20 protein-coding genes are annotated in these 24,863 nt (G+C 52.3%); 11 read left to right on the top strand and 9 right to left on the bottom strand.

Annotation, left to right across the window (positions count from 1 at the left end; translation table 11 throughout):
• Positions 1-140 precede the first annotated feature (140 nt).
• Positions 141-1,187: a succinylglutamate desuccinylase gene (gene astE, locus SAMA_RS08910; RefSeq protein WP_011759822.1), complete on the bottom strand. Its 1,047-nt coding sequence runs from the start codon at positions 1,185-1,187 to the stop codon at positions 141-143.
• 249 nt (positions 1,188-1,436) lie between these two features.
• On the opposite strand from astE, the gene msrA reads away from it, so the two are divergent.
• Positions 1,437-1,931 carry a peptide-methionine (S)-S-oxide reductase MsrA gene (msrA, locus tag SAMA_RS08905; RefSeq protein WP_011759821.1) on the top strand — a complete coding sequence of 165 codons (495 nt, stop codon included), beginning with the start codon at positions 1,437-1,439 and terminating at the stop codon, positions 1,929-1,931.
• Positions 1,932-1,991: 60 nt separating this feature from the next.
• Here the strand turns inward: msrA and pgm are convergent, their stop codons facing one another.
• Together pgm and seqA are read right to left on the bottom strand one after the other, a co-directional pair.
• Positions 1,992-3,674: a phosphoglucomutase (alpha-D-glucose-1,6-bisphosphate-dependent) gene (gene pgm / locus SAMA_RS08900; RefSeq protein ID WP_011759820.1), complete on the bottom strand. Its 1,683-nt coding sequence runs from the start codon at positions 3,672-3,674 to the stop codon at positions 1,992-1,994.
• 38 nt (positions 3,675-3,712) lie between these two features.
• Entirely contained in the window at positions 3,713-4,288 is a 576-nt protein-coding gene (gene seqA / locus SAMA_RS08895) for a replication initiation negative regulator SeqA (protein WP_011759819.1), read from the bottom strand.
• Positions 4,289-4,554: 266 nt separating this feature from the next.
• Here seqA and SAMA_RS08890 point away from each other — a divergent pair, with 266 nt between their 5' ends.
• The 6 genes from SAMA_RS08890 to efp all read left to right on the top strand — a co-directional run bounded on the left by SAMA_RS08890 (position 4,555) and on the right by efp (position 8,373).
• Positions 4,555-5,343: an alpha/beta fold hydrolase gene (locus SAMA_RS08890; protein ID WP_011759818.1), complete on the top strand. Its 789-nt coding sequence runs from the start codon at positions 4,555-4,557 to the stop codon at positions 5,341-5,343.
• 96 nt (positions 5,344-5,439) lie between these two features.
• Positions 5,440-5,661, top strand: a complete 222-nt coding sequence (locus SAMA_RS08885) for a DUF2788 domain-containing protein (protein ID WP_011759817.1) — start codon at positions 5,440-5,442, stop codon at positions 5,659-5,661.
• Between the two features lie 7 nt (positions 5,662-5,668).
• Positions 5,669-5,941 (top strand): LexA regulated protein, encoded by a 273-nt coding sequence (gene ybfE, locus SAMA_RS08880; protein ID WP_011759816.1) that lies wholly within the window; start codon positions 5,669-5,671, stop codon positions 5,939-5,941.
• Between the two features lie 53 nt (positions 5,942-5,994).
• Positions 5,995-6,522: a flavodoxin FldA gene (gene fldA / locus SAMA_RS08875; RefSeq protein WP_011759815.1), complete on the top strand. Its 528-nt coding sequence runs from the start codon at positions 5,995-5,997 to the stop codon at positions 6,520-6,522.
• Between the two features lie 78 nt (positions 6,523-6,600).
• Entirely contained in the window at positions 6,601-7,767 is a 1,167-nt protein-coding gene (earP, locus tag SAMA_RS08870; RefSeq protein WP_011759814.1) for an elongation factor P maturation arginine rhamnosyltransferase EarP, read from the top strand.
• A gap of 39 nt (positions 7,768-7,806) precedes the next feature.
• Positions 7,807-8,373, top strand: a complete 567-nt coding sequence (gene efp / locus SAMA_RS08865; RefSeq protein WP_011759813.1) for an elongation factor P — start codon at positions 7,807-7,809, stop codon at positions 8,371-8,373.
• Positions 8,374-8,770: 397 nt separating this feature from the next.
• On the opposite strand, the gene SAMA_RS08860 is transcribed toward efp, so the two are convergent.
• Complete coding sequence (locus SAMA_RS08860) at positions 8,771-10,153, bottom strand: Na+/H+ antiporter NhaC family protein (protein ID WP_011759812.1); 1,383 nt, start codon at positions 10,151-10,153, stop codon at positions 8,771-8,773.
• A 642-nt stretch (positions 10,154-10,795) separates the two neighbouring features.
• On the opposite strand from SAMA_RS08860, the gene SAMA_RS08855 reads away from it, so the two are divergent.
• From SAMA_RS08855 to SAMA_RS08845, 3 genes are all read left to right on the top strand, one after another.
• Complete coding sequence (locus SAMA_RS08855) at positions 10,796-12,010, top strand: pyridoxal phosphate-dependent aminotransferase (protein ID WP_011759811.1); 1,215 nt, start codon at positions 10,796-10,798, stop codon at positions 12,008-12,010.
• Between the two features lie 179 nt (positions 12,011-12,189).
• A complete protein-coding gene (yfbR, locus tag SAMA_RS08850) occupies positions 12,190-12,777 on the top strand; it encodes a 5'-deoxynucleotidase (protein ID WP_011759810.1) in 588 nt (195 codons plus the stop codon).
• Between the two features lie 9 nt (positions 12,778-12,786).
• Positions 12,787-14,118: an anti-phage deoxyguanosine triphosphatase gene (locus tag SAMA_RS08845; protein WP_011759809.1), complete on the top strand. Its 1,332-nt coding sequence runs from the start codon at positions 12,787-12,789 to the stop codon at positions 14,116-14,118.
• Positions 14,119-14,231: 113 nt separating this feature from the next.
• Here the strand turns inward: SAMA_RS08845 and SAMA_RS08840 are convergent, their stop codons facing one another.
• Entirely contained in the window at positions 14,232-14,864 is a 633-nt protein-coding gene (locus SAMA_RS08840; RefSeq protein ID WP_011759808.1) for a YchE family NAAT transporter, read from the bottom strand.
• Between the two features lie 335 nt (positions 14,865-15,199).
• Here SAMA_RS08840 and adhE point away from each other — a divergent pair, with 335 nt between their 5' ends.
• The gene (gene adhE / locus SAMA_RS08835; RefSeq protein ID WP_011759807.1) at positions 15,200-17,803 is read left to right on the top strand and encodes a bifunctional acetaldehyde-CoA/alcohol dehydrogenase; all 2,604 of its coding nucleotides are present in this window, start codon (positions 15,200-15,202) and stop codon (positions 17,801-17,803) included.
• Positions 17,804-17,880: 77 nt separating this feature from the next.
• On the opposite strand, the gene mdoH is transcribed toward adhE, so the two are convergent.
• The 4 genes from mdoH to SAMA_RS08815 all read right to left on the bottom strand — a co-directional run bounded on the left by mdoH (position 17,881) and on the right by SAMA_RS08815 (position 24,779).
• Positions 17,881-20,058 carry a glucans biosynthesis glucosyltransferase MdoH gene (mdoH, locus tag SAMA_RS08830; RefSeq protein WP_083766406.1) on the bottom strand — a complete coding sequence of 726 codons (2,178 nt, stop codon included), beginning with the start codon at positions 20,056-20,058 and terminating at the stop codon, positions 17,881-17,883.
• A gap of 7 nt (positions 20,059-20,065) precedes the next feature.
• Positions 20,066-21,688, bottom strand: coding sequence for a glucan biosynthesis protein G (locus SAMA_RS08825; RefSeq protein ID WP_011759805.1), 1,623 nt, complete (start codon positions 21,686-21,688; stop codon positions 20,066-20,068).
• Positions 21,689-21,954: 266 nt separating this feature from the next.
• A complete protein-coding gene (locus SAMA_RS08820) occupies positions 21,955-22,608 on the bottom strand; it encodes a hypothetical protein (RefSeq protein ID WP_049757874.1) in 654 nt (217 codons plus the stop codon).
• 116 nt (positions 22,609-22,724) lie between these two features.
• Entirely contained in the window at positions 22,725-24,779 is a 2,055-nt protein-coding gene (locus SAMA_RS08815) for a dipeptidyl-peptidase 5 (RefSeq protein ID WP_011759803.1), read from the bottom strand.
• Positions 24,780-24,863: the final 84 nt, after the last annotated feature.

Raw genomic sequence — 24,863 nt, 5'->3', positions numbered from 1 at the left:
TTATCATTGAGGCCCACCCACGGCAGACCTGTATGTAAAACGCGGGATGAACATTACGTTAACGTAAACTACCTGACAATCATTACACTATGAAGGGAGACAAGTTTCCCCCGCCTGCATGTATTAATTGCTTTACAGCCCTATTCCACGTGAGGATTTACCGCGGGAACCAGCATGATGACGGTGCGCTGCCCCACGGGTACCTTGGCGTTGGGGAACACCACCGCCTCGGCTTCCTGCTCGACAAGAATATCCTTGCCGCCCTGACGTGCTATCACGTGGCCACGCGGGAAAGCGCTGAAGTTTTCGACATCAGTGCTGAAGGTAAATTCAAAGTCATCGACTTCCTTATTGATAACCCTGCACACCTGATAGAGGTTCACCTGGGTTTCATCAAAAGGTGCAAGCTCCAGTGGCTCAGCGCAAATCAGGCGCTTGAACATCTCCCGGGTATTGGCGAACTTACTCATGTCGTTCTGCCCCATGGGGTAGACCTTGCCAAGTTCTATGGTAAAGGCGTCGGCACGGAACAACTCGGAGGAGAAATAACTGAAGGTCGTGGTCGGTTCGTGGTGAAAGAGCACGGTATCAACGCCACTCGCCGCAAGGAACATGATTTGCTCACCGCTGAAGGCGCGGCCGGGGCGGTAAGGGTAGATAGCAAACTTTTCATGCTTAGAGCCGCGGATGGCCGTGTGTAAATCGTAATGAATACGCTGCCTGCCCTCACCTTTTTCCGCACCTTTTTCAAAGAAACGGGTGACATAGGTTTCAAGCTTTTTAGCCCGCACCCGCTCGGGGTTACTGAGTCCGGGCCCACGGCTGTGCTCACCGCTGAAAAGGCGGTTCATGTTTTCATCTACGATACGGGTGCCATTGTTGATGGCAGCAGGGTTACCAATGAGGAACAATACCCGCTCTTTGACCTGTAAACGTCCTTCCAGCACATCCTGAATAAGGCCATTACAGAGTTCAATAGGCGCGGTTTCATTTCCATGCACGCCGCTTGATAGCACTATGTCTTTATGGCTGTTGCCATCGACAGGCTCGAATACCAACACGCCTGTATCCCAGAGGCTGACCAAGGTGTGTCCGTACAGAGGTTGAGGGGCGATGGGGTCAAGGTGTTCGGGATTGGACAGGGTAAGATGCAAAAAATCTTTGCAGCCTTGCAGTAGGTTAAGCACTTGGGTCTCCTTTCTCTGAGGCTATGCTCGCTGAGAACTGCCTGTTGACCAGAGTAGTCACACATCCGATGGGCGACAATCCTTTTGGCCATGCAGTTTTTTGTGCCAATACTATCACAGCTGTTTGAGCCTGATCTCAATCATTTAGTCATGGATACACGGGAGCGGATAACAAACCGCTGTCACCCTCTTGCATTTCCACGTAAGTTTTATCACAATTTAGCCGTCCAGACATCCATAGAGGTTTCCATGTCACAATCCAATTCATCATTTGCCACTTTCGGCGCCGGCTGTTTTTGGGGTGTAGAGTATTTTTTCAGGCAGATCCCCGGCGTTATCAACGCCACCTGCGGGTACATGGGCGGAAACGACAAGTACTCCCGCTATGAAGATGTCAAAAAAGGCATCACAGGCCATGCCGAAGTGGTGCAGGTGGAATTTGACCCAAGCCAGGTAAGCTTTGATGATTTGCTGCAGGTGTTTTGGAAAAACCATAACCCTACCAGCCTCAACCAGCAGGGCGGCGATATAGGTACCCAGTATCGCAGCACCATCTTTTTCCACGACAAGACACAAAAGGAACAGGCTGAAGCGTCGAAGCTCGCCCTTGCCCGCTCTGGCCGCTGGGGAACCCGTCATATAGTCACTGAAATTGTACCGCTGCAGACCTTCCACGTTGCTGAGGAATATCACCAGAACTACATCGATAAAAACAACCTGCCCAGTTGCCACATCGAGTATTGATACCGCAAGCCGATGAAACAAGTCGTTATCCAATAAAAAACGCGCCCAACGGCGCGTTTTTTATACCTTCATATCAAACTGTGACAGCTTGATAGCCTTAAGCGCAGTACCCAACAAACTTTGCGCATCGGAAATCAACTCGCCAAGGTGCGCCTCACTGACAAAGCTTTCGGCATAGAGCTTAAACAAGGGCTCAGTACCGGATGGACGCGCGGCGAACCAGCCTTTATCGGTACACACCTTGATGCCACCAATGGCAGCACCGTTGCCGGGCGCCTTGGTCAGCACTGCGGTAATGGCATCGCCTGCGACAGAAGTCGCGCCAAGGGTTTGCGCATTCAGCGCACCGAACTTGGCTTTCATTTTGGGATTAAGTGGGCTATCGATACGTTTATAAAAACTGCGACCATGTTCGGCAACCAGCTCTTCGTAGCGCTCGGCAGGGGTTTTACCGGTAACCGCGAGAATTTCTGCCGCCAGCAGCGCCAGAATAAAGCCGTCTTTATCGGTGCACCAGGTGCTGCCATCCATTTTAAGGAAAGCCGCCCCGGCGCTTTCTTCACCGCCAAAACACACACTGCTATCAGCGAGGCCATCAACAAACCACTTAAAGCCCACGGGTACTTCCATCAGGGGAACCCCATGGGCCATGCAGACCTTGTCTATCAGGGCACTGGATACCAGGGTTTTGCCAACCGCCAACGTCTTGGCCCAGTTTGGCCTGTGGCCGAGCAGATAATCGATAGCCACTGCAAGATAATGGTTGGGATCCATCAGGCCACTACCGGGGCAAACAATACCGTGGCGGTCATAATCCGGGTCGTTACCGACACAGATATCAAACTCATCTTTATGTACCAATAGTCCTGCCATGGCATAGGGCGACGAGCAGTCCATGCGGATTTTTCCGTCTTTATCCAATGGCATAAAATCGAAGGTCGGATCAATTGCCTGATTTACCACCTCGATATTGAGCCCATAATGCTCGGCGATAGGCTGCCAGTAATGGATGCCGCTACCGCCCAGAGGGTCGACCCCCATACGCACACCGGCTTTAGCAATCGCGGCCATGTCAATGACTTCAGCAAGGCTTTGAACATAAGGCGAAATCAGGTCTACATGTTTAAGCAGCGAAAGACCAGAGGCGATACCGTAATTAACCCGACGAACACCATCCAGGCCGTGGGCGAGATAGTGATTGGCACGGGTTTCAATCCAGGAAGTGATATCCCCTTCCGCCGGCCCACCATGGGGCGGATTGTACTTGATACCCCCGTCCTGAGGTGGGTTATGTGACGGCGTGATGATGATACCGTCACTGAGCAATGCGTCTTCACCAGTTTGATGACGATTGGCAGCCACAATTGCCTGACTGACCACGGGTGTTGGTGTGTATGCGTCATCCCGCTGGGCCAACACCTGAACCTTGTTGGCAATCAGCACTTCAATCACAGACAAATACGCCGCCTGGGACAGCGCATGGGTGTCCATGCCAAGGTAAAGGGGACCTGTAATGTCAGCCTGGGTACGCCAGTCGACCACCGCCTGGGCAATGGCAAGGATATGCTGCTCGTTAAAACTTCGGTGAAATGCACAGCCGCGATGGCCGGAGGTACCGAAACTGACTTTCTGAGCGGGATCGCTTGCATCCGGCAAGAGTCGATAATAGTGGCTCATCAGTTTGGGGATATTAACCAAATCCCCTTGCTGTGCTTGCTTGCCTGCGCGGTCATGGATAGCCAAGACGGAATTCCTTATCGTGGATGGTTAATAGTGTCGTTTCAGGCGAGCGCCAGCTCACCCAGGGATTTGGCACGAACCGGATCGCAACCCAGTTGCACCAGGGCTTCTTCAAGTATGGTGCGCTTTTTGGCGGTATTATTGTTAGTGGTTACCCAAAAACCGCTTGAGCCAATTTCTTTGGGATTGGCCGACTGGCTTGCTTTGAGCAGGGCCTCTTTGGATGTGGCAAAGTAGAGACGATCGCGTCCCTGAATTTGCAGCACCTGTTCAAAACGCGAAGGCGCAGCCTGGTGCAAACATTCCAGAGCATAGAGAAAACGGCCTACGGCGCCTTTTTGCGCTGCCAGACCCGCTTCACTAAGCAAGTCTGAAAAATCAATCTCGGTCTGAGCAGCAACTTCCACTTCTGGTACTGGCTCAGGTTCAGCCTCACGCACCTGCACCGGCTCATGCTCCATGCCTGGCTCACTGATATCGACAGGCGCCACTTCAGAGACTTCGGCGACAGAGAGTCCCAGCAAACGCCGTAAAATATCCGATGCACTCTCACCGATACGTTCAGTCTTGCCGGCTATGTAACGATAGAGCTCTTCGTCCACTTCGATATATTTCATCACCAATGCTTTCCTTTTGTCTTATCAGGCACGCAAAGCATGCCGCTTCGCCGAAGAAAGCCCAGTGTAAGCCAGTCCAACAGATTGATAAAGCGCTCTAAAATGAAAACCGTGGCCGAGATGATGATTACGAAGCCAAGGAGCGAACAAGCGAGTGTTTTTTAAGCGCACACGGGACTTAATGGTCACTTTTCTTGCCTGCGCCCGGGCTTGGGGGCAAAATTGCCGCCTTTAGGTGTTAATCCCAATCAACGGGCAGGATTTACATGTCAGCGCAGCTTAACTATCAGACCCAGGGTGTAGGGGAAGACGTGGTTCTGGTTCACGGTCTTTTTGGCGATCTGGATAATCTAAAGGGACTGGCGCAGACCCTGGAGAGCGAATATCGCGTTACTCGTATCGATGTGCCCAATCACGGTCAGAGTCCCCACTGGGATACGATGGATTACCCAAGCCTGGCCCAGAGTCTGGTTTCATTGCTGGATGAACTGGGCGCAACCAAAGCACATCTCATTGGTCATTCCATGGGCGGTAAAATTGTGCTCGCAACGGCGCTTCTGCATCCTGACAGAGTCGCGTCCGTGGTTGCCGCCGATATCGCGCCCGTACCCTATGCCCCCCGTCATCAACGAGTGTTTGCTGCCCTCACCTCGCTGCCCCTTGATGGCAGCGTCGAGCGGAAAGAGGCCTTGAATCACCTTTTGGCAAGGGGTGTGGATGAGGCGACAGCACAGTTTTTGCTGAAAAGCTTTCGCCGGGCGGAGTCTGGTTTCAGTTGGCGGATGAATCTGGACGGCCTGATAGCCTCCTATGAGGGCATTATCGGTTGGCCATTCAATAACGGCGCTTATGATGGTCCGACACTCTTTATTCGCGGTGATGAGTCAGACTATGTCACCGCTGAACATAAAGACGCCATCCTCAGCCAGTTTCCGAATGTGCAGCTTAAGTCCATTGGTGGAGCCGGTCACTGGTTACACGCACAGAAGCCCGGCATCTTTAACCGACTGGTGAAAAATTTTCTGGACAGCCAACACCCTGAGTTACACGGGTAAAGGCTATAGCAGACGCTAATATGATGTGATATATTCGCGCCTCTTTTTCAAGGCCGGGTTTTACCCCTACGCCAAGCAACGCCGGAGTCAGCGCTGATGTTAGCCGAGTATATGCAGCAGATAGAAACCCTGGGATTAAACCTGTTTTTCGCTGCCATATTCTTCTTCATTGGCATGGCAATCCATGACGTGCTGAAACAGGGCAACGTGCCCAAGTTTGGCCGTTATATCGTGTGGTTGGTGCTGTTTTTAGGGTGTGCAGGCTTTATCGCCAAGGGCATTATTCAAATGACTTGGGAAGGCGCCGGTATAGGCTAATGACAAAATGGCAAAAGAAGCAGCAGACAGAACAACAATCGATCTCTTTGCCGATGAAAAACGCCGTGGACGTCCCAGAAGCAATCCCCTTCCCCGGGAAACGCAACTGAGGGTTAACAAGCGTAACCAGATCCAACGGGATAAGGCAAAGGGCCTAAAGCGAATAGAGTTAAAGGTGTCACAAGATTTGTACGACGCCTTGAACGAAAAGGCGCTGGCCAGTAACATCAGCCGCAGCCAATTAATCGAATGCATACTTAAGCAATCGTTTGACGATTGAGTCAAACTTTTGTGGATGCCGCGTAAACGCAACTGATATTTAAAGGAAAGACAATGGCTACTGTAGGTCTTTTTTTCGGCAGTGACACAGGCAACACCGAAGCTGTCGCCAAGATGATCCAGAAAAAACTGGGTAAGCAGATGGTGGATGTCAAAGACATCGCCAAGAGCACCAAGGAGCAGATCGCCGACTTTGACCTGCTGCTGTTCGGGATCCCAACCTGGTACTACGGTGAAGCGCAGTGCGATTGGGACGACTTTTTCCCTGAGCTTGAGCAAATCGACTTTACCGACAAGCTGGTAGCCATTTTCGGTTGCGGCGATCAGGAAGATTATGCCGAATACTTCCTCGATGCCATGGGCATGGTACGTGACATCGTCGAAACCCGTGGTGGCATTATCGTTGGTCACTGGCCTACTGCCGGTTATAACTTCGAAGCCTCCAAAGCGCTGGTCGATGACGACCACTTTGTGGGTCTGGGTATTGATGAAGACCGTCAGCCCGAACTCACCGAAGAGCGCGTTGATCAGTGGGTAAAACAGATTTACGAAGAAATGTGTCTGGCCGAGTTGGCAGACTGATTTCTTGAAGTTTGAAAAGGCGGCGTTTACGCCGCTTTTTTCATTTCCGCGCCAACCGAATTCGGGTCTCAAGCGTCTATGACCAGTCCTAAATCCAGCCACTGGGACATCTTTTGTGCCGTTGTCGATAACTACGGTGATATTGGCGTTACCTGGCGCCTCTCAAAACAATTGGCACGGGAATATCAGCTGCCCATAGTGCTTTGGGTGGATGACCTCAAAAGCTTTGCGCATATATTGCCCACGCTTAACCCAACCCTTGGCTCGCAAACCCTCGAAGGCGTCACCATCAATCAGTGGAATATGCCGCTGAACATCGATTACACCCCAGGCGCCGTGCTGATTGAAGCCTTCGCCTGTGAATTACCTGACGAGGTCAAGGCCATAGCAAAATGCGCGCCCACACCACCGCTTTGGCTCAATCTTGAGTACCTGAGCGCAGAAGACTGGGTCGACGGTTGCCATGGGCTGCCCTCATTACAAAGCGGCGGCATCAACAAATACTTTTATATGCCCGGTTTTTCTGCCGCGAGCGGTGGTCTGATTTGCGAAAAGTCTCTCTTTGATGAAAGGGATGCCTGGCAGGCCGACAGTGCCAACAAGCTCACTCTTTTTAGAAGCCTGGGGCTGAGTGGCATCAAAGCGGATGACAAGATCGTCAGTCTCTTCAGCTATGAAACCCTGGCACTGGAGGGCCTCTGTGCCCGTTGGCAAGCCTCATCGAGCCCAGTGCATCTGCTGGTGCCCAAGGGACGCAGCCTGAACAGTTTGGCATCGTATCTGCCCAAAGCCCCTGCCGATATCGCAGCTGGTGAGCAGTTTTGTCAGGGTGCTCTTACCATCCACATACTGCCGATGACAGATCAAACCGGCTATGATCGCCTGCTTTGGAGCGCCGATTTTAACATCATACGGGGCGAAGACTCCTTTTTACGGGCACAATGGGCGGGCCGTCCCTTTATTTGGCACATTTACCAGCAGGAAGAAGACTACCACCTGGTAAAATTAGAAGCTTTTATGCGCCTTTACTGCGATAATCTGGCACCTGAGATTGCAGATTGCTGGAAAAACTTGAACCTTGCGTTCAATCAGCAACAGGCGGATGCCGTGCAGCAGCACTGGCAAAATATCGAATCTTTCGCTTTGCCTTTGTTGGCACACGCCAAACAATGGCCAATCGATGCACTTAAGACGACAGATCTGGCAACCAGGCTAGTGCAATTCGTCAAAAAATCGTTAAGATAGCGCCTTAAAGTTAAACGTCCAAGATATAGGAAATTAGTAATGAAAACTGCTCATGAAATCCGTCCCGGTAACGTGATCATGTTTAACGACAGCCCATGGGTTGTTCAGAAGACTGAAACCACCCGTTCAGGCCGTAACGCTGCCATCGTTAAGATGAAGCTGAAAAACCTGCTGATCGACTCTTCTACCGAGACCACCTTCAAGGGTGAAGACAAGATGGACGTTATCGTTCTGGAGCGTCTGGATTGCACCTACTCTTACTTCGCTGATCCAATGTACGTATTCATGGATTCCGAGTACAACCAGTACGACGTTGAAGCAGAAAACGTGGGTGACGCTGCCAAGTACATCGTTGATGGCATGGAAGAAACCTGCCAGGTAACCTTCTACGAAGGCAAGGCCATTTCTGTTGAAATGCCAACCACCATCATCCGTGAAGTTGGCTACACTGAGCCAGCTGCCCGTGGTGACACTTCCGGTAAAGTAATGAAGCCTGCCAAACTGGTTGGCAGCGACATCGAACTGATGGTTGCTGACTTCGTTAAAGAAGGCGACAAAATCGAAATCGACACCCGTACCGGTGAATTCAAGAAGCGCGTAAACTAATCGCCCTTCTATGAGTTAAAAGCCAGCCCCGTGCTGGCTTTTTTGTTGCCTGAAATCCAAATTACCGGACGCACTCCATTCAGCTGACATTCTCCCCCTAAGGGCCGAATGTGTTAGATGCCTGCACACCTGTATGCCAACCCTTACACTAGGTGCGCTGGATGCCTCTCTTTTTTTCTCATGCTCTCCTGGCAGGCTTTACGCCCAAAGCTGATTGGTCGAGCGGCAGAGCAGGAAAATAGCGCTTACTGCAGCGCTTTAAAAAGCTGATGTAATACCTCTCCCAACAGATGGCGGGCATCAATTCAAAAGTCGGATAGATTGCATGTGAATTAGCCAGGCATAAAAAAACACCCGGCAAGCCGGGTGTTTCTATTCAGGTTAATCGCAGCAGCGATTAGGCCAGCAGGATAAAGCCCACAAAGGCCAAAGCAGCAGCAATCAGGGCATAAGGCAGCTGTGTAACCGCGTGGCTCACCAGATTACAGCCAGAGCCCTGCGCGGCAAGAACCGTTGAATCTGAGTAGAAACAAGCCTGACTACCAAAAGAGGAAGCGGAGAGGAGCGCGCCTATCACCAGCGCGGTATCAGCGCCAACGGCATTGGCCAGTGGCATCACAATCGGGATGGTCACCGCAAAAATACCCCAGCTGGAACCGGTGGCAAACGCCAGTACCGCCATGGCCAGGAACACAATCGCCGGCAGCATCTTGGCTGTCATATACGGACTTAAGGTATCGATTACATACTGAGGCAGCAGCAACTGATCGCACACATCCTTAAAGATAAAGGCGGCAACAACGGTACCAATTGCCGGCAACATGCTCTTAAAACCGTCAATCATCTGATCCATCATTTCAGACATTGGCATCAGCTTCTGTACGGCATAGTAAGGCAGAGTCACTGCCAGAGTCGCCAGCAGACCTTTCCAGACGTCAATATCGAAATACACGGTGAAAGCAACCAGCAGGCCCAATGGAACCAAAAAGTTGTGCAGCTTGCCGTGCTTGTCGGCATGCTCGAACTCGTCTTCGATGGCTTTAACAGCGTATTCGTCAGAGGTGTGCACTTCTTCCCAGTCAACCTGCGCTTTGGCAGGCTCGCCCTGGGCCGCAGCCAGTTCGGCCTTCTTCATCGGGCCGATGGCAGGTACCACGCCGACAACAACCAGCAGCACCATGATAACGGCCAACCAGGCATACAGCATATAAGGAATGGCCGACATATAGACGCTGATGGCTTCACCCTCGGCGGCCACACCGTTGTCTACCAGAAGACCTCCAAAAAACACAGCCCATGTGGACAGTGGCACCAGCACGCACACGGGCGCAGCGGTGGAGTCCACAACATAAGCCAGCATCTCACGGGATACTTTAAATTTATCGGTCACGCGCTTCATGGTTTCACCCACGGTAAGCGCGTTAAGGTAATCGTCGATAAAGATCACCAAGCCCAGCACAAAGGTCATGAATAAAGACGACTTCCGGCCTTTCGCCATTAAAATCGCTTTACGACCGAAAGCCAGTGCACCGCCTGTACGCACCAGCAGGGCAATCAGGGCTCCGAAGCTGCCACACACCAAAATCAACCAGCCGATGGTTTCATCCTGCATCACCTTCAAAGAGGCATCGGCAAAGTTACCGAGCACAGATGATGGGTCAAGCAGGAGCAAACCGGCGACGGCGCCGATGATCAGGGCAAGGATTGGACGACGCAACCAAATGGCCAGCGCCAACACCACAAAGGGTGGGATCAGACTTATCGCTGTCGGCTCAGACATGCAAACAGGTCCTCTATCAGGGCCCAACGAGGGCAAAGTTTGTGGGTGCCGGCACCCGAAGGACCTCATGCTCTCCTGGGCACCGAATTTTCTGCTTTATTATGGGCATACCGCCAGTCGGTCAGGTTACAGCTGCCGCTATTGTTCGTGCCTGGGTAAAAACATCGGGCAGAAAATAATGTGCATCGTCCGACCAGTCAACCAGAAATTCCATTCAAAGCGCTTCTTTTTTGACCACACACTATTTACTGCATTTTATTAATTAATTATCAGTAAGTTAATTTAAATGATATCCACGCAATTTCGCCGTGAATTATCGAATAAGCATGCGTATTTTTTGCAGGCTTTTTTGATTTTGGCTTAAAGATTGATTGATCAGCTTCGGAGTGCTGCCAAATGGCTCCACTGTGGCAGTGTCTGCGCTGCGATACCTCTACGCAGGCATGCAACACTCACACAACCCACCATTACAGCATTTAATTCTTATTTGACTAATTTAATAATGACTTTCTCAGTGTTTATTACTGAATTTATTTTATATTTTTGAGGTTTATTCTCTTTTATGTTGTCTTGAACTTGGTTATTGTGAGCCTCTGCAAGCACGCCATATTTTTCCAACATAATAGGGTCCAGAGGTACAGGATGCGTCCTATCATTAAGTCCAATAAATTAGACACCGTTTGCTACGATATTCGTGGTCCGGTGCACAAGGAAGCCCGTCGTCTGGAAGACGAAGGCCACAGGATCCTCAAACTGAATATTGGCAACCCGGCCCCCTTTGGTTTCGAAGCACCGGAAGAAATCGTCCGTGATGTCATTTTGAATCTCCCCAGCGCCCAGGGCTATTGTGAGTCCAAGGGGCTGTTTTCTGCCCGAAAAGCCATAGTGCAGCATTATCAGTCCCAGGGTATTTTTGGCGTTGATATTGAAGATGTGTATATAGGTAACGGTGTCTCTGAATTGATTGTGATGGCATTGCAGGGGCTTCTAAACGGTGATGATGAAGTGCTTATCCCGTCCCCCGATTACCCACTTTGGACCGCTGCGGCCAACCTCGCCGGCGGCAAAGCGGTACACTATCGCTGTGATGAAGAATCCGATTGGTTTCCCTGTCTCGATGATATCAAAGCCAAAATCAGCCCACGCACTCGGGCGATTGTGATAATCAATCCCAACAATCCAACCGGTGCGGTATACAGCCGTGAACTTTTACTCGAGATTATTGAGCTTTGTCGCCAGCATTCCCTAATCCTCTTTGCCGATGAGATTTACGATAAAATCCTCTACGACGACGCTGTGCACATCCCGGCTGCCGGTCTGTCCGATGACATTCTTACTGTGACCTTTAATGGCCTGTCCAAGGCCTATCGCGCAGCCGGATTCCGTGTCGGTTGGATGATGCTCTCAGGCAACCTTAAAGCCGCCAAAAGCTATATCGAAGGTCTGGATATGCTGGCCTCCATGCGGCTGTGTGCAAACGTGCCCAACCAACATGCGGTGCAAACTGCGCTCGGTGGCTACCAGAGTATTAACGAGCTAATTTTGCCTAAAGGCCGGTTAAGTGTGCAGCGCGACACCTGCTACGAGTACCTCAATGCGATCCCCGGGGTCAGCTGTAAAAAGCCCAAGGGTGCGCTGTATGCCTTCCCCAAATTGGATCCCAAGCGATTTAACCTGCGTGACGACGAGCGATTGGTGCTGGATTTGTTAAAGGAAAAGAAAATTCTGCTGGTCCAGGGCAGTGCCTTTAACTGGCCGGAGCCGGATCATTTGCGGGTGGTATTTTTACCCCACAAGGAAGATCTGGAAAAGGCGCTGGGCGCCTTTGGTGAGTTTTTGGAAAACTATCGCCAGTAACCCAGCCGCATCCTATTACGCCTGAGACAGAAAACAGACGCCGACAGCCATGTCGGCGTCTGTGTTTATGCAGTTCGCTTGTTCATGTGACATTCTTCATTAAGTTGCTGTAAAGTGAGCTTATCCCAGTTCATTTCGCGCATACTGTGCGCCACCTTTTGCACAGCAGGGAAACCATTATGAGTCACCTTTTTGCCCATCTTGCCCGTCTCAAGCTTATTCAGCGCTGGCCACTTATGTTTAATGTTCGCTCCGAAAATGTGCAAGAACACTCCTTGCAGGTGGCCATGGTGGCCCACGGCCTGGCGGTCATTGCCAATCGGCAGTTTGGTATGCAGGTGGATGCCTACAAGGCCGCCACTCTGGCTATTTTTCACGATGCCTCAGAGGTGCTGACGGGCGATTTACCTACTCCTGTGAAGTACTTCAATAAAGACATTGAGTTCGAATACAAAAAAATCGAAGCCATTGCCGAGGAAAGGCTACTCGAAATGGTTCCACAAGAGTTTAAAGAAGACTATCGCCCATTGCTGATTGCCGATGACGCGGATGAAGAAATAAAGCAGCTGGTAAAATCGGCTGATACGCTGTGTGCGTATCTTAAGTGCCTGGAGGAGCTCAAAGCGGGGAACCGCGAGTTCAACACCGCCCGCACAAGATTGGAAGCCATGCTCCAGGCCAATCCCAATCCAGCGGTGAAGTATTTTATCGATTGTTATGTGCCCAGCTTCAAACTGGATCTGGACGAGATAAACCGTATGCTCTGAGGAGCCTAGATGTACAATCCATGGCATGAGCGCCGCCACGGCGAAGAAAAACACAGACGCAACGACCATAGAAGTCCATTTCAGCGTGACCGTGCCCGAGTGCTGCACAGTGCCGCCTTCCGGCGTTTGCAGGCCAAGACCCAGGTACTTGGCGTAGGGATGAACGACTTTTACCGCACCCGCCTCACCCACTCGTTGGAAGTGTCGCAAATCGGCACCGGCATTGCCGCCCAGCTTAAGCGCAAACATCCGGATAAAGAGTCGCTGATTGACTCCATGAGCCTGATTGAATCCCTGTGTCTTGCCCACGATATAGGTCATCCGCCCTTCGGCCACGGCGGAGAGGTCGCGCTCAATTACATGATGCGCGACCACGGCGGCTTTGAAGGTAATGGTCAGACTTTTCGTATCCTCACCAAGCTTGAACCCTACACGCCCGGCTTTGGGATGAATCTGTGCCGGCGCACTCTGCTTGGCATTTTGAAGTACCCACAACTTGCCGCCGAACTTAAATCCAGCGCGCCCCATGTTGAAGTTGCCCATTATCGGCAGCTGCGCCCCGCCGACTGGCCGCCCATAAAAGCCGTATTCGGCGAAGATGCCGATATGCTCAATTGGGTACTTTCGCCACTGTCTCGGTCAGACAGGGCGCTGTTCAGCCAATTTACACCGGCAGAAGGTCGTCGCCACGGCCGCACACTTTTCAAGTCGCTGGATGCCACCATCATGGAGCTCGCCGACGATATCGCCTATGCGGTGCACGATCTGGAAGATGCCATAGTGATGGGCATTGTCAGCCGGGAGCAGTGGCTCGATGGTGTTGCGCCACTGCTTAAAGAGAGCGGTGACAGCTGGATAAAGGGCGAACTTGGCGCCATAGATGCACACCTATTCGCCCCTGAGCATCATCTTCGTAAAGATGCCATCGGCACCCTGGTAAACGGATTTGTCACTGCCATTGCCATGGTGGAGGATGAGCGCTTTGACGAGCCGCTGCTGCGCCACAATGCAGTACTGGAAGAGGAGTTTGCTCTGGCGCTGAATGCACTCAAGCGTTTTGTGTGGCGTTATGTGGTGAGAAAACCCGAAGTACAAATGCTCGAGTACAAGGGGCAGCAAATGGTGATGCAACTGTTTGAAGCCTTTGCGTCGGATCCAGAGCGGCTACTGCCACTCAATACCCAGGGGCGCTGGCGCGAAGCGTCCGACAATGGTGAGAATGCCATGCGGGTAATTGCCGATTATATATCAGGAATGACCGATGAATTTGCCATTCGTATGCACCATCAACTTTTCAGCCCCCGCCTTGGCGGCCTGAGCGATCTGGGTCAGGATTTTTAATCTTCCAGATATTGAAAAGATTTAACCCAACCCACAAAAAAGCCCCGCACTTGATGCGGGGCTTTTCACTACAGAGTTCTGACTAACCACTATTTTGGTGATCGGGTTGTTTATTAACCTAATAAGTTGGGAAACAATCCCTTGAAACCTGCCGCCATCACCTCAATACCGATAGAAAGCATCAAGAGCCCCATCAGACGGGTGATAACGTTAATGCCGGTTTTACCCAAAACCCGGTAGATGGCAGATGCCATCCGAAACAGCCCGAAGCTCAGCGCACCAAAAATAAGTACGGTGACAAACATGCCAGCCAAATCAATCAGACTGTTGTGCTCTGCGGCAAACACTATCACCGAGCTGATGGCGCCAGGGCCTGCCATCAAGGGCAGCGCCAGCGGCACCACGGCCACCGATTCCATCGCGGACGACTCTCTGTCTTCTTCCTGGTTACGTTTCACCTCACCCAGCTTACCCTGGAGCATCGACAGCGCGATGATGGCAATCAGGGTGCCACCGGCAATGCGAAACGCCGACAGCGAGATAGAGAACATATTAAGGATGTGCTGACCCGCTACTATGGTCACCAACAGAATTATCACAACCGCCAGATTGGCGATTTTACCCGTGTGGTTACGTTCGGCCTCAGTCTGATGGCTTGTGAGGCTCACAAACACCGGCAGCAGACCTATGGGGTTGATGATAGCCACCAATCCCAGAAAAAATTTTATATAAACCGTTACGTCCACCCAGGGTTCTCCGCGGCCAGTAAGGCCATAAGCTGATAATTAACGCCATATTGAAGCAGTTGATTACTCTACCCTAACCCGCAAATACCGAAAAATGAGATTTTCTGCGTATTGTCACAAGTTCGCATAAAAATCCCTTATGAATATCGCTGAAATTCAATTCGTGCAAATTGTCATCAAAGTGTAGCTATTTCTGTTGTTTTATTTCAGAACCACCCAGCTTTGCGTCACAGATCACGGTCGCCATACCTATATAGGTGTAATTTTCAGTCACAGGCAAGAATCTTTAGCTAAATTCAGTTTTTGCTAAACATTCTTTTTACGGGAACTTCATTATGACAGTCACCAACACTCAGGAACTCAACGAACTGGTCGCGCGCGTCGCCAAGGCACAGGCCCAATTTGCTTCTTACAGCCAAGAGCAAGTGGACAGGATTTTCCGCGCCGCCGCCCTCGCCGCTGCTGATGCACGCATTCGTCTGGCCAAAATGGCCGCTGAAGAAACCCGCATGGGGGTTGTTGAAGATAAGGTCATTAAAAACCATTTCGCCTCCGAGTACATTTACAACAAATACAAAGACGAAAAGACCTGCGGCATTCTGGCCGAAGACGCCACCTTCGGCACTATCACCATCGCCGAGCCGGTTGGGATCATCTGCGGCATTGTGCCCACCACCAACCCGACCTCCACCGCTATCTTTAAAGCGCTGATAAGCTTAAAGACCCGCAACGGCATTATCTTCTCGCCTCACCCAAGGGCCAAGGTTTCAACTACCACTGCCGCCCGCATCGTACTGGATGCAGCCATTGCAGCAGGTGCCCCGAAAGACATTATTGGCTGGATTGATGAGCCTTCGGTGGCGCTGTCCAACCAGTTGATGACCCACGAGAAGATTAACCTTATTCTCGCCACCGGCGGCCCCGGCATGGTGAAAGCGGCCTACTCCTCCGGCAAACCCGCGATTGGCGTTGGCGCCGGCAACACCCCCATCGTGATTGATGAGACCGCTGACATCAAACGTGCTGTAAGCTCAATTTTGATGTCCAAGACCTTCGATAACGGCGTGGTGTGTGCCTCCGAGCAAGCGGTTGTGGTGGTGGATGCGGTTTACGATGCGGTAAAAGAGCGCTTCTCGAGCCACGGCGGCTATCTGCTCAGCAAGAAAGAAAACGCCGCGCTGCAAAAAGTCATCCTCAAAGACGGTGGCCTCAATGCCGATATCGTGGGTCAAAGCGCCGCCACCATTGCCGCCATGGCCAATATCAAGGTGCCTGCCCACACCAAGGTGCTGATTGGTGAAGTCACCGACATCGATGAGAAAGAGGCCTTCGCCCACGAGAAACTCTCACCGCTGCTTGGCATGTACCGCGCCGCCAACTTTGAAGAGGCGCTGGACAAGGCCGAAGCCCTGGTTGCTCTTGGCGGTATTGGTCACACCTCAGGCCTGTATACCGATCAGGATACCCAGGACGAGCGGGTCAAATCCTTCGGCTACCGGATGAAGACCGCCCGTATTCTGATTAACACCCCGGCCTCTCAGGGCGGCATAGGCGATTTATACAACTTCAAGCTGGCGCCTTCATTGACTCTGGGCTGCGGCTCCTGGGGCGGTAACTCGATTTCTGAAAACGTAGGTCCAAGCCATCTTATCAACAAGAAAACCGTCGCCAAGAGGGCCGAAAATATGCTGTGGCACAAGCTTCCTTCGTCCATCTACTTCCGCCGTGGCAGCCTGCCGATTGCCCTCGAAGAGCTGAGTGGCAAGAAGCGTGCGCTTATCGTGACCGACAAGTTTCTGTTCAACAACGGCTATTGCGATGAAACCATCCGAATTCTGAAGTCACAGGGCCTGGAAACCGAGGTCTTTTACGAAGTGGAAGCCGACCCAACCTTAGCGGTGGTTCGCGCCGGAGCCAAAGTGGCAACCAGCTTCCAACCTGATGTGATAGTGGCTCTGGGTGGTGGTTCGCCCATGGATGCGGCCAAGATCATTTGGGTAATGTACGAGCATCCCGATGTGGACTTTGCCGACCTGGCGCTGCGCTTTATGGATATCCGTAAGCGTATCTACAAGTTCCCCAAACTTGGTGCCAAGGCAATGATGGTGGCCATTCCCACCACCTCAGGTACTGGCTCTGAAGTCACGCCTTTTGCGGTGGTGACCGACGAGCAAACCGGTGCCAAATACCCCATTGCCGACTATGAACTGACCCCCAACATGGCCATTGTCGACCCCAATCTGGTAATGGATATGCCCAAGTCGCTCACCGCTTTCGGCGGTATCGATGCCATTACCCACGCACTGGAAGCCTATGTCAGCGTGATGGCCAACGAATACAGCGACGGCCAGGCACTGCAGGCACTGGATTTACTGTTTAAGTATCTGCCAGACAGCTACGCCAGGGGCGCGCAGGCGCCGCTGGCACGGGAAAAAGTGCACAATGGCGCCACCATTGCCGGTATCGCTTTTGCCAACGCCTTCTTAGGCATTTGCCACTCAATGGCTCACAAATTGGGCGCTGAGTTTCACCTGCCCCATGGCCTTGCCAATGCGCTCCTTATCAGCAACGTCATTCGCTTCAATGCCACTGACCTGCCCACCAAACAGGCGGCGTTCAGCCAGTACGACAGACCCAAGGCCCTGTGCCGTTATGCCGCCATTGCCAGCCACTTAGGCCTTGCCGGCAACAATGATGAAGCCAAGGTAGAGGCGCTTATCGCCAAGATTGAGGAGCTTAAAGCCGCCATCGGTATTCCGGTGTCTATCAAGGACGCAGGGGTAAATGAAGCCGACTTTATGGCCAAGCTTGATGAGTTGGCCGAAGATGCCTTTGACGATCAGTGCACCGGCGCCAACCCGCGCTACCCACTGATTAGCGAGCTGAAACAGCTGCTTATCGATAGCTTCCATGGACGTGCCTATCAGGACAGTCTCTGATGCATAAAGGGTGACACCGCCCCTTAACACAAAAAAGCCCGGCAACCGCCGGGCTTTTTCATTCGACCATTTCTGGATCAGCAGATAGTCACGAGATCGTCATCGGCATAAGCTTCTGGCAAGTGCTGCATGTGTTTCATCAGCAAGGGATTACCCAGCACATAGCCAAGCTCCTGACGGCTTAAGAGCGCCAGCAAACTCGTTTGACACTGGGCTTCGTGCACCTTAACCCGTGCAATCGCCTCAAGGGGCTCAATGGGGCTACCGGGCACATGGGTGGGCAACTTATCCATAATGCTCATGTGCAGCGCCATCATATCGGGATTCGCCAGCAGCATAGGCACATTCCAGCTTTCACCCAGGGCTTCGGCATAGTATTCACGCCGCGCTGTTGCTGCTGCCACTATGGCAGGTTCATTCACCTCTTCCGGGGTGGCCAGAATTTTTCTGTCCTTGAACCATTGCCCGATGGGGCCAGATGCCGTGACGGCAGATAAGGGGACGGCAAGCCAGAGTCCTACCAGGGCCGGTGACATCCACGCCAGCAAGGTTAATGAGTCGAGTACCGCGGCATAACCCAGCAGCAATCCTGCAATCATGTGCCAGCGGTGGCGATAGATCAGGTCTTTCCAGGGAAGACTGCCATCGTCGCGGCGCTGGGGCGACCAACCACTGTCGCGGCCAAAGAGGATGGAGAGCACGGCGCCACAATGAATAAACATCATAATGGGCGCAATCATGGCCGAGAGTATGACTTCGGTAATGGTGCTCAGCGCGATGCGCAGTCTGCCGCCCAATGCCTTACAGGTTTTGTTGTCAAACACCAACAGCAACAACCCGAAGATTTTAGGACCAAAGAGTACACCCATAGTGATGTAGAAGAGGCGCAATGCCCTGTCGGAGTCCATCACTGGCCAAGTGGGATACAGCGAGAACTGATCCGAGAAGTACTCAGGGCGTATGTAGTGCGCCTGCAGCGCCAGCAACAAACCCGAGAGGATCAGCATCAGCCAGAATGGCGATGACAGATAAGACATGATCCCCGTGACCAGGTGCATGCGGCTGACCCAATGCAGGCCTTTTGCGGGCAGGACACGGGTATGCTGCAGGTTGCCCTGACACCAGCGACGGTCGCGCACTGCCATGTCAATAATCGACGGCGGGCACTCCTCGTAGGAGCCATAGAGATCGGCAGCAATTTTCACGCTCCACCCGGCGCGGCGGATAAGCGCGGCTTCCACAAAGTCATGGCTCAGTATATGGCCGCCGAAGGGAGGCTTACCGGACAAATGGGGCAAACCGGCAGCCTTCATAAAGGCTTCGGTGCGGATAATGGCGTTGTGCCCCCAGAAGTTACCTTCTTTTTGTACCCACCACGCCAAGCCAGTGCCGATCACTGGGCCATAAAAACGGGCCGCAAACTGCTGTACCCGCGCCATCAGGGTTGTGCCCTTGATAAGTGCAGGAATGGTCTGGATCAGACCTGCATCCGGATCGGCCTGCATCCGTCTTGCCAGCGACACTATGGTGGAGGTTTCCATCACACTGTCGGCATCCAACACCAACAAATGGTCGTAACTGCTGCCCCAGCGCCGACAGAAGTCCGCCACGTTACCGGCCTTGCGGGCAACGTTTTTACGGCGACGACGATAATACACCCGCGCCTTACCTGCGGTGGCTTCACGAAGCAGCCAAAAGGCGTGCTCTTCGGCCAATGCCACCTCAGGATCTGTGGTGTCACTGAGAATAAACCAATCAAAGGCATGACCATCCGGCGTATCTGCAAGTGCCAGTGCCATGGTTTCCACTGCGGCGAATACCCGGTCTGGGGATTCGTTGTAGGTGGGCATCAGGATCGCGGTGCGGGTATTGAGCTCCACCTCTTCGACTGCGGACTTTTTACCACGAATGATAGAAATCATCCCGGCAATCCCTGCGCAAAATGCCAGGGCAATCCAACAGAAGTTGATGGCAAAGAGTACCAACACCAGGTATTCCAATGGCGTCAGGCCTCCGAGCATAAACACCCCGCGCATTTCATAAATAGCAAATGCAGACAACAGGAGTGCTGAGCCCACCACAGACCAGCGCTTCAGAGCGCTGGACTTAACACCGGAAGGTGATACGGGTGTGCGGGGAAAGCCTTCGCTCAGGGATTTAAGCGACTGGGTGGGCATATCCGCCGGACGCTCCGGCGGCATGGCAGTGTCTCCGGCCAGGGCCGGAGACGGAGTTTCAAGCAACTTGTGTGTCATACCTGTCTCAGAGCGTCCAACGGTACAGCCAGGTTTCTACGCTGCGGGGTTCGTCAAACTTAAGCTCGGCACGAAACTCAGCCAGTTTGGTTTCACCCGGGTCAAACTCAAACGACAAACGATAGCCTTTTGATTTGGGGTTTTCGCGGATAACCACATTGCTGACAACGCCTGCGGAGGTTTCCACCTTGGGCGTGGGCAACTTGGCGGGCTTCTCGCCTTTCACCTCATAATCCACCACGAACAGGCGTTTTGGCGTTGGCTTGGCAATGTCGGCACGGCCACTGGCACTGCGGCTTACGATAATGCTGTTATCCACTGGCACAGGATTGGCACCCCAGGACAGATGGTAAGCAAAGCGGTACTCGCTGCCGGCCGCAAGTGGCTGACGAGGCTTCCAGAAGGCCACAATGTTGTCGTGAATTTCAGACTGAGTCGGGATTTCAGTCAGAACCACGGCACCGGCACCCCAGTTACCCACGGGCTCAACCCAAAGGCTTGGACGACGCTCATAGTTGGCTTCCAGATCCTGGTAGTTCACATAGTTGCGCTCACGCTGCAGCAAACCAAAGCCCTGTGGGGAGTTATCCATAAAGGCACTTACCTGCAGATCCTTTGGATTTGCCAGCGGACGCCACAAACGCTCACCCCGGCCGTTGATCATCAACAGGCCGTCTGAGTCATGCACCGCTGGGCGAAAATCGTCTGTGAGATGGCGGCCATTGGGAGAATGCATGTACATGCTGGTGCTCGGGGCCAAACCCACTTTGGCAAGCTCTACCCGTGGGAAGAGCACGGCTTCCACATCCATACGGGTGTTGTCACCGGGACGGATGGAGAAACGATATGCACCGGCCACGCTGGGGCTATCCAGCAGCGCATGAACCACAATGAGGTTAGTTTCGTTATTGGGCTTTTCTATCCAAAACGCGCGAAAGACCGGGAATTCTTCACCGGCCGGATCGGCGGTTTTAATGGCAAGGCCACGGGCAGACAGGCCGTAGGCATTGCCTTTACCGAGGGCGCGGAAGTAACTGGCGCCCTGGAACACAAAGAGCTCATCAAAATACTCGCTGCTGTTCAGCGGATAATGTACCCGCAAACCACTGTAACCAATGTCTTCATTGGGCAGCTTTTCACGAATGACTTCACCGGCACTGAAGAGTGACGGGTCATAAGACAGGTGAGTCGACTTTTTGCCTTCGACGATGGCGATTTCAATCAAATCCTGAAAATAGAACCCACGGTGGAAGAGTTGCATCTGATAGGGCAACCCGTCCTGCTTCCAAATGGCCTGCTCTGGCTTGAAGCGAATATCGCGGTACTCATCATAGCTGATGTTAGCCAGTCCAGGCGGGAGCGGATCGCTCAAAGCCACATAGGGTTTGGCTGCAAGCTGTCTTGCGATGCGCACAACGGTATCCGCATCAAAATTACCGGTTTTGGCAAAACGCACCTGAGTTGGCTTGGTTGGCTTTGGCGGCATTTCCGCTTTAACGGCAGGCTTTACCGTTTGCACCTGCTCTGGCTCAGCGCCGAAGAGATGCATGGGGGAAAGAGCAGACATGCCAAGCAGCAAGGCTGCCACGGCCTTGGGTTTGATACTGGCGGTGCGAGGAGAACGAACCATAGGGAGAATGACCCGAAAAGTGTTGAAAACAAGAGTGTTTATAGCTTAGGCGACGATGTAATTTATGCCAAAATTAATGTCAAAAATATCGTTGCCCGCTAAGCGCGAAAGATATCAGAACGGCAAAAAAAAGCACAAACAATGTTGAGCTTACCCTATTACGGCGAAGACTTTGTAATTATATATTTATAACTTTTTGGAATAAGCGATTCGACGCAGGATTTCATGATCAATCCTGCGCCCCTGTTTGGCTAACCCTTTGTCAGCTAAGCACAGTTCCACTCAGAGGGACAACTGCTGTTAAAGCGGGAAATCTCAGGTTCACCGTCGCCCTTCAGCAGATAATAGTGGTCGGTGTAAATTCGCCAGCGGCACAAATCAATGGGTGTCACTTCACTGGCATTCACGGTACCGGAAAGCCCCGCCTCTTCGAATGCTGCGGCCACCAGTTCAGAGCAAAAGAAACGACTGTAGTCACGCTCGTTGAAGCCCGGGCCCTTAATGCTGTCAAAAATGTCGAAAGCCGACATCAGTGCCTGAGACAAATCGAACTGCTTACGTACCTTTGCCTGATTAAACAGAAAGTCATAAAAGCGGTTTTGATTGAAACGGGACGCTCTGAGTTCGGGACACAATGGCAGCCACCAAATATCCCCTTCGTAATTCAAACGGTCGCTGAAACGATTGATTTGTACCCCGGTAAATCCGTTCAGCTCGGTAGATTCTATGATTTGATTGAAGAAACGCCCGGAATCATCTTCTACCACCCGGGTTTGTAAAATGACCCCGACGTGGGACACGTTGGAGCGGGTCATAAATTTGGTCAACATAGAGAAAGGTGCCCGGCCACCAAAGGCAATGACGTCTCCGGGTTGCATTAAGGCTCTGGCGTCCTGATAGTTGATGGTCTTCATGGCCATAATGGCGCTCCTCGCTAAATCCATTTAAAAGAAGAAAAGCGACACTATACTGAAGTTTTCTTAAAATAAAAGCCGGGTGATTGCCCGGCTTTTATTTGTATTACAAGGGGTTTGGATTATTTAGCGGTCCAACGGTCCATCCAGCCCAGCACCTTGGCATACCACTGCTGCAGGTTGTCAGGATTCAGGATCCAGTGATTCTCCTCAGGGAAAATCAGCAGCTCTGATGGAATATCGTTGCGCTGCATGTAGCTGAACGCTGCCAGACCCTGATCGTAGGGTACGCGGAAGTCCTTCTCACCGTGGATAACCAACATAGGGGTTTTCCAGTTTTCAACATAGTTGACCGGGTTGAATTTCTCGTACAGATCGCGGTTCTTCTGGTAGGTGCCACCAAACTCGTACTCCGGGAACCACAGCTCTTCAGTCACATGGTACATAGAGCGCATGTCAAACAGACCCGCGTGGTTCACCAGACACTTGAAGCCGTCGTTCCAGTTACCCTGGATCCAGTTCATCATGTAGCCGCCATACGAGCCGCCGAGGGCACAGGCGTTGTTTACATCCAGCCACTTCTGCTGACTGCCAACGGCTGCGAGGCCTTTTTGCAAATCTTCCAGCGGCTTGCCACCCCAATCCTGGGAAATGGAATCGGTAAAGGCCTGGCCATAACCGGTAGAGCCATGGAAGTCCACCATCACCACACCGTAACCGGCACCGGCCCACAGCTGGGCATTCCAGCGGTGGCTGAAACTGTTACCGAACGATCCCTGAGGACCGCCGTGCACCAGATAGGCCACTGGGTACTTTTTGCCTTCTTTGTAGTTGGCAGGCTTTATCCAGTAACCGTGTACGGTTTCGTTGTTCCAGCCCTTAAACGAGAACTGCTGGAACTCACCGAATTTAATTTTGGCCAGCTTGTCTTTATTCACTTCGGTCAGGCGGGTCAGACGATCGCCGTCTTTGCCGATGGTGTAGAGATCGCCGGGCTCAACCAAACTGCGGTGATTAAGCACCAGCTTGTCACCAGCGATACCAACGAGGCTATTGCTGCCATCATTATAGATGGAACGCACATCGCCAAACTGGGTGTTTACTTCAAAAACAGACACCTGACCCACGTCCTGTGCAGTCACATACAGGGTGCGGTTATCATCGGCAAACTGAATGGATGAAGGACTTCTGTCCCACAGAGGCGCGACTTCCTTTTCCTGACCGGTTTTCAGATCCCGCAGCATGATGGCGTAGCGATCGGCTTCAAAACCGGGTCGCTTCATGGCGAGATAAGCCATGTAGGCACCATCACTGCTGAAGACAGGCTGGGCATCCCAGGCGATGTTGTTGGCGGTCAGGTTTTCTGTCTTGCCGCCCTTTACGCTCACTTTCCATAAATCGTAATTGGTGGTCCACGCCTGATCTTTGGACGGTGCCTTGGCGCTGTATACCAGATGCTGGCTATCGGCGGTAAAGGCGACTTCTTCCATGCCGGAAAATGGCTTGGGCGGCACTTCGGTATCCAGCCCTTGGGTCACATTCACCGGCGTACCCAGAGTATTGCCGTTGATGTCGGCCACAAACAGGTGGTTACGGGCATGGTCATGCCAGGTATCCCAGTGTCGGACCATCAGCTGGCTGTATTCGCGGCCATTACTCTTACGCTTGGCCTCGGCGTCAAACTTGTCTTTTGAACACTCCAGAGTGTCACACTCAGGAAACACCCTTAAGGTCATGGCCAGCTTGTTGCCGTCTGGCGACAGCTTGATGCCATTAATATCCAGTGGCAAATCAGATACTTTTACGGCTTCGCCACCGTCTAGCGGCAGACGGTACAGCTGACTGGTGCCATCGCGGCTTGCCAGAAACAGGATAGACTTGCCATCGGCGGCAAATACCACATCATGCTCAGTGCCCTTGGCGCTGGTCAGTTGCAGGGGTGCTGCCTTGGGATTGGTCAAATCCAACAGGAACAGGTTGGACTCGCTGCTGCCATCCTCATTGATTTCTTTGAGGCCATACACCAGTTTGCTGCCATCGGGTGACAGGGTTTCTGAATGCATTTTATTGAGATTCACCAGATGCTGAACCGAAAACGGCTCGGCGCCCGAGGCGAACGCGGCACCGGATACACCGGCCAGAGCCAGCGACAGTGCAATAGCGCTTAATTTCTTCATGGATGTTGTCCGCAATGCTGTTTATTGTTTGTTATGGTTTATGGTTTCCGGCGAACCGGACAGAGAAAGTGCCATCCCGGCAAA

Source organism: Shewanella amazonensis SB2B (assembly GCF_000015245.1).
Lineage (GTDB): Bacteria > Pseudomonadota > Gammaproteobacteria > Enterobacterales > Shewanellaceae > Shewanella > Shewanella amazonensis.
This window is presented reverse-complemented; position numbering and strand designations above follow the sequence as displayed.

Excerpts from the sequence above, each read along its gene's own strand:
- SAMA_RS08845 (WP_011759809.1), top strand. The coding sequence starts at position 12,787 with ATGTACAATCCATGGCATGAGCGCCGCCACGGCGAAGAAAAACACAGA.
- SAMA_RS08860 (WP_011759812.1), bottom strand. The coding sequence starts at position 10,153 with ATGTCTGAGCCGACAGCGATAAGTCTGATCCCACCCTTTGTGGTGTTG.
- mdoH (WP_083766406.1), bottom strand. The coding sequence starts at position 20,058 with ATGACACACAAGTTGCTTGAAACTCCGTCTCCGGCCCTGGCCGGAGAC.
- adhE (WP_011759807.1), top strand. The coding sequence starts at position 15,200 with ATGACAGTCACCAACACTCAGGAACTCAACGAACTGGTCGCGCGCGTC.
- yfbR (WP_011759810.1), top strand. The coding sequence starts at position 12,190 with ATGAGTCACCTTTTTGCCCATCTTGCCCGTCTCAAGCTTATTCAGCGC.
- earP (WP_011759814.1), top strand. The coding sequence starts at position 6,601 with ATGACCAGTCCTAAATCCAGCCACTGGGACATCTTTTGTGCCGTTGTC.
- msrA (WP_011759821.1), top strand. The coding sequence starts at position 1,437 with ATGTCACAATCCAATTCATCATTTGCCACTTTCGGCGCCGGCTGTTTT.
- SAMA_RS08885 (WP_011759817.1), top strand. The coding sequence starts at position 5,440 with ATGTTAGCCGAGTATATGCAGCAGATAGAAACCCTGGGATTAAACCTG.
- SAMA_RS08890 (WP_011759818.1), top strand. The coding sequence starts at position 4,555 with ATGTCAGCGCAGCTTAACTATCAGACCCAGGGTGTAGGGGAAGACGTG.
- efp (WP_011759813.1), top strand. The coding sequence starts at position 7,807 with ATGAAAACTGCTCATGAAATCCGTCCCGGTAACGTGATCATGTTTAAC.
- seqA (WP_011759819.1), bottom strand. The coding sequence starts at position 4,288 with ATGAAATATATCGAAGTGGACGAAGAGCTCTATCGTTACATAGCCGGC.
- SAMA_RS08820 (WP_049757874.1), bottom strand. The coding sequence starts at position 22,608 with ATGGCCATGAAGACCATCAACTATCAGGACGCCAGAGCCTTAATGCAA.
- SAMA_RS08855 (WP_011759811.1), top strand. The coding sequence starts at position 10,796 with ATGCGTCCTATCATTAAGTCCAATAAATTAGACACCGTTTGCTACGAT.
- ybfE (WP_011759816.1), top strand. The coding sequence starts at position 5,669 with ATGGCAAAAGAAGCAGCAGACAGAACAACAATCGATCTCTTTGCCGAT.
- fldA (WP_011759815.1), top strand. The coding sequence starts at position 5,995 with ATGGCTACTGTAGGTCTTTTTTTCGGCAGTGACACAGGCAACACCGAA.
- SAMA_RS08815 (WP_011759803.1), bottom strand. The coding sequence starts at position 24,779 with ATGAAGAAATTAAGCGCTATTGCACTGTCGCTGGCTCTGGCCGGTGTA.
- SAMA_RS08825 (WP_011759805.1), bottom strand. The coding sequence starts at position 21,688 with ATGGTTCGTTCTCCTCGCACCGCCAGTATCAAACCCAAGGCCGTGGCA.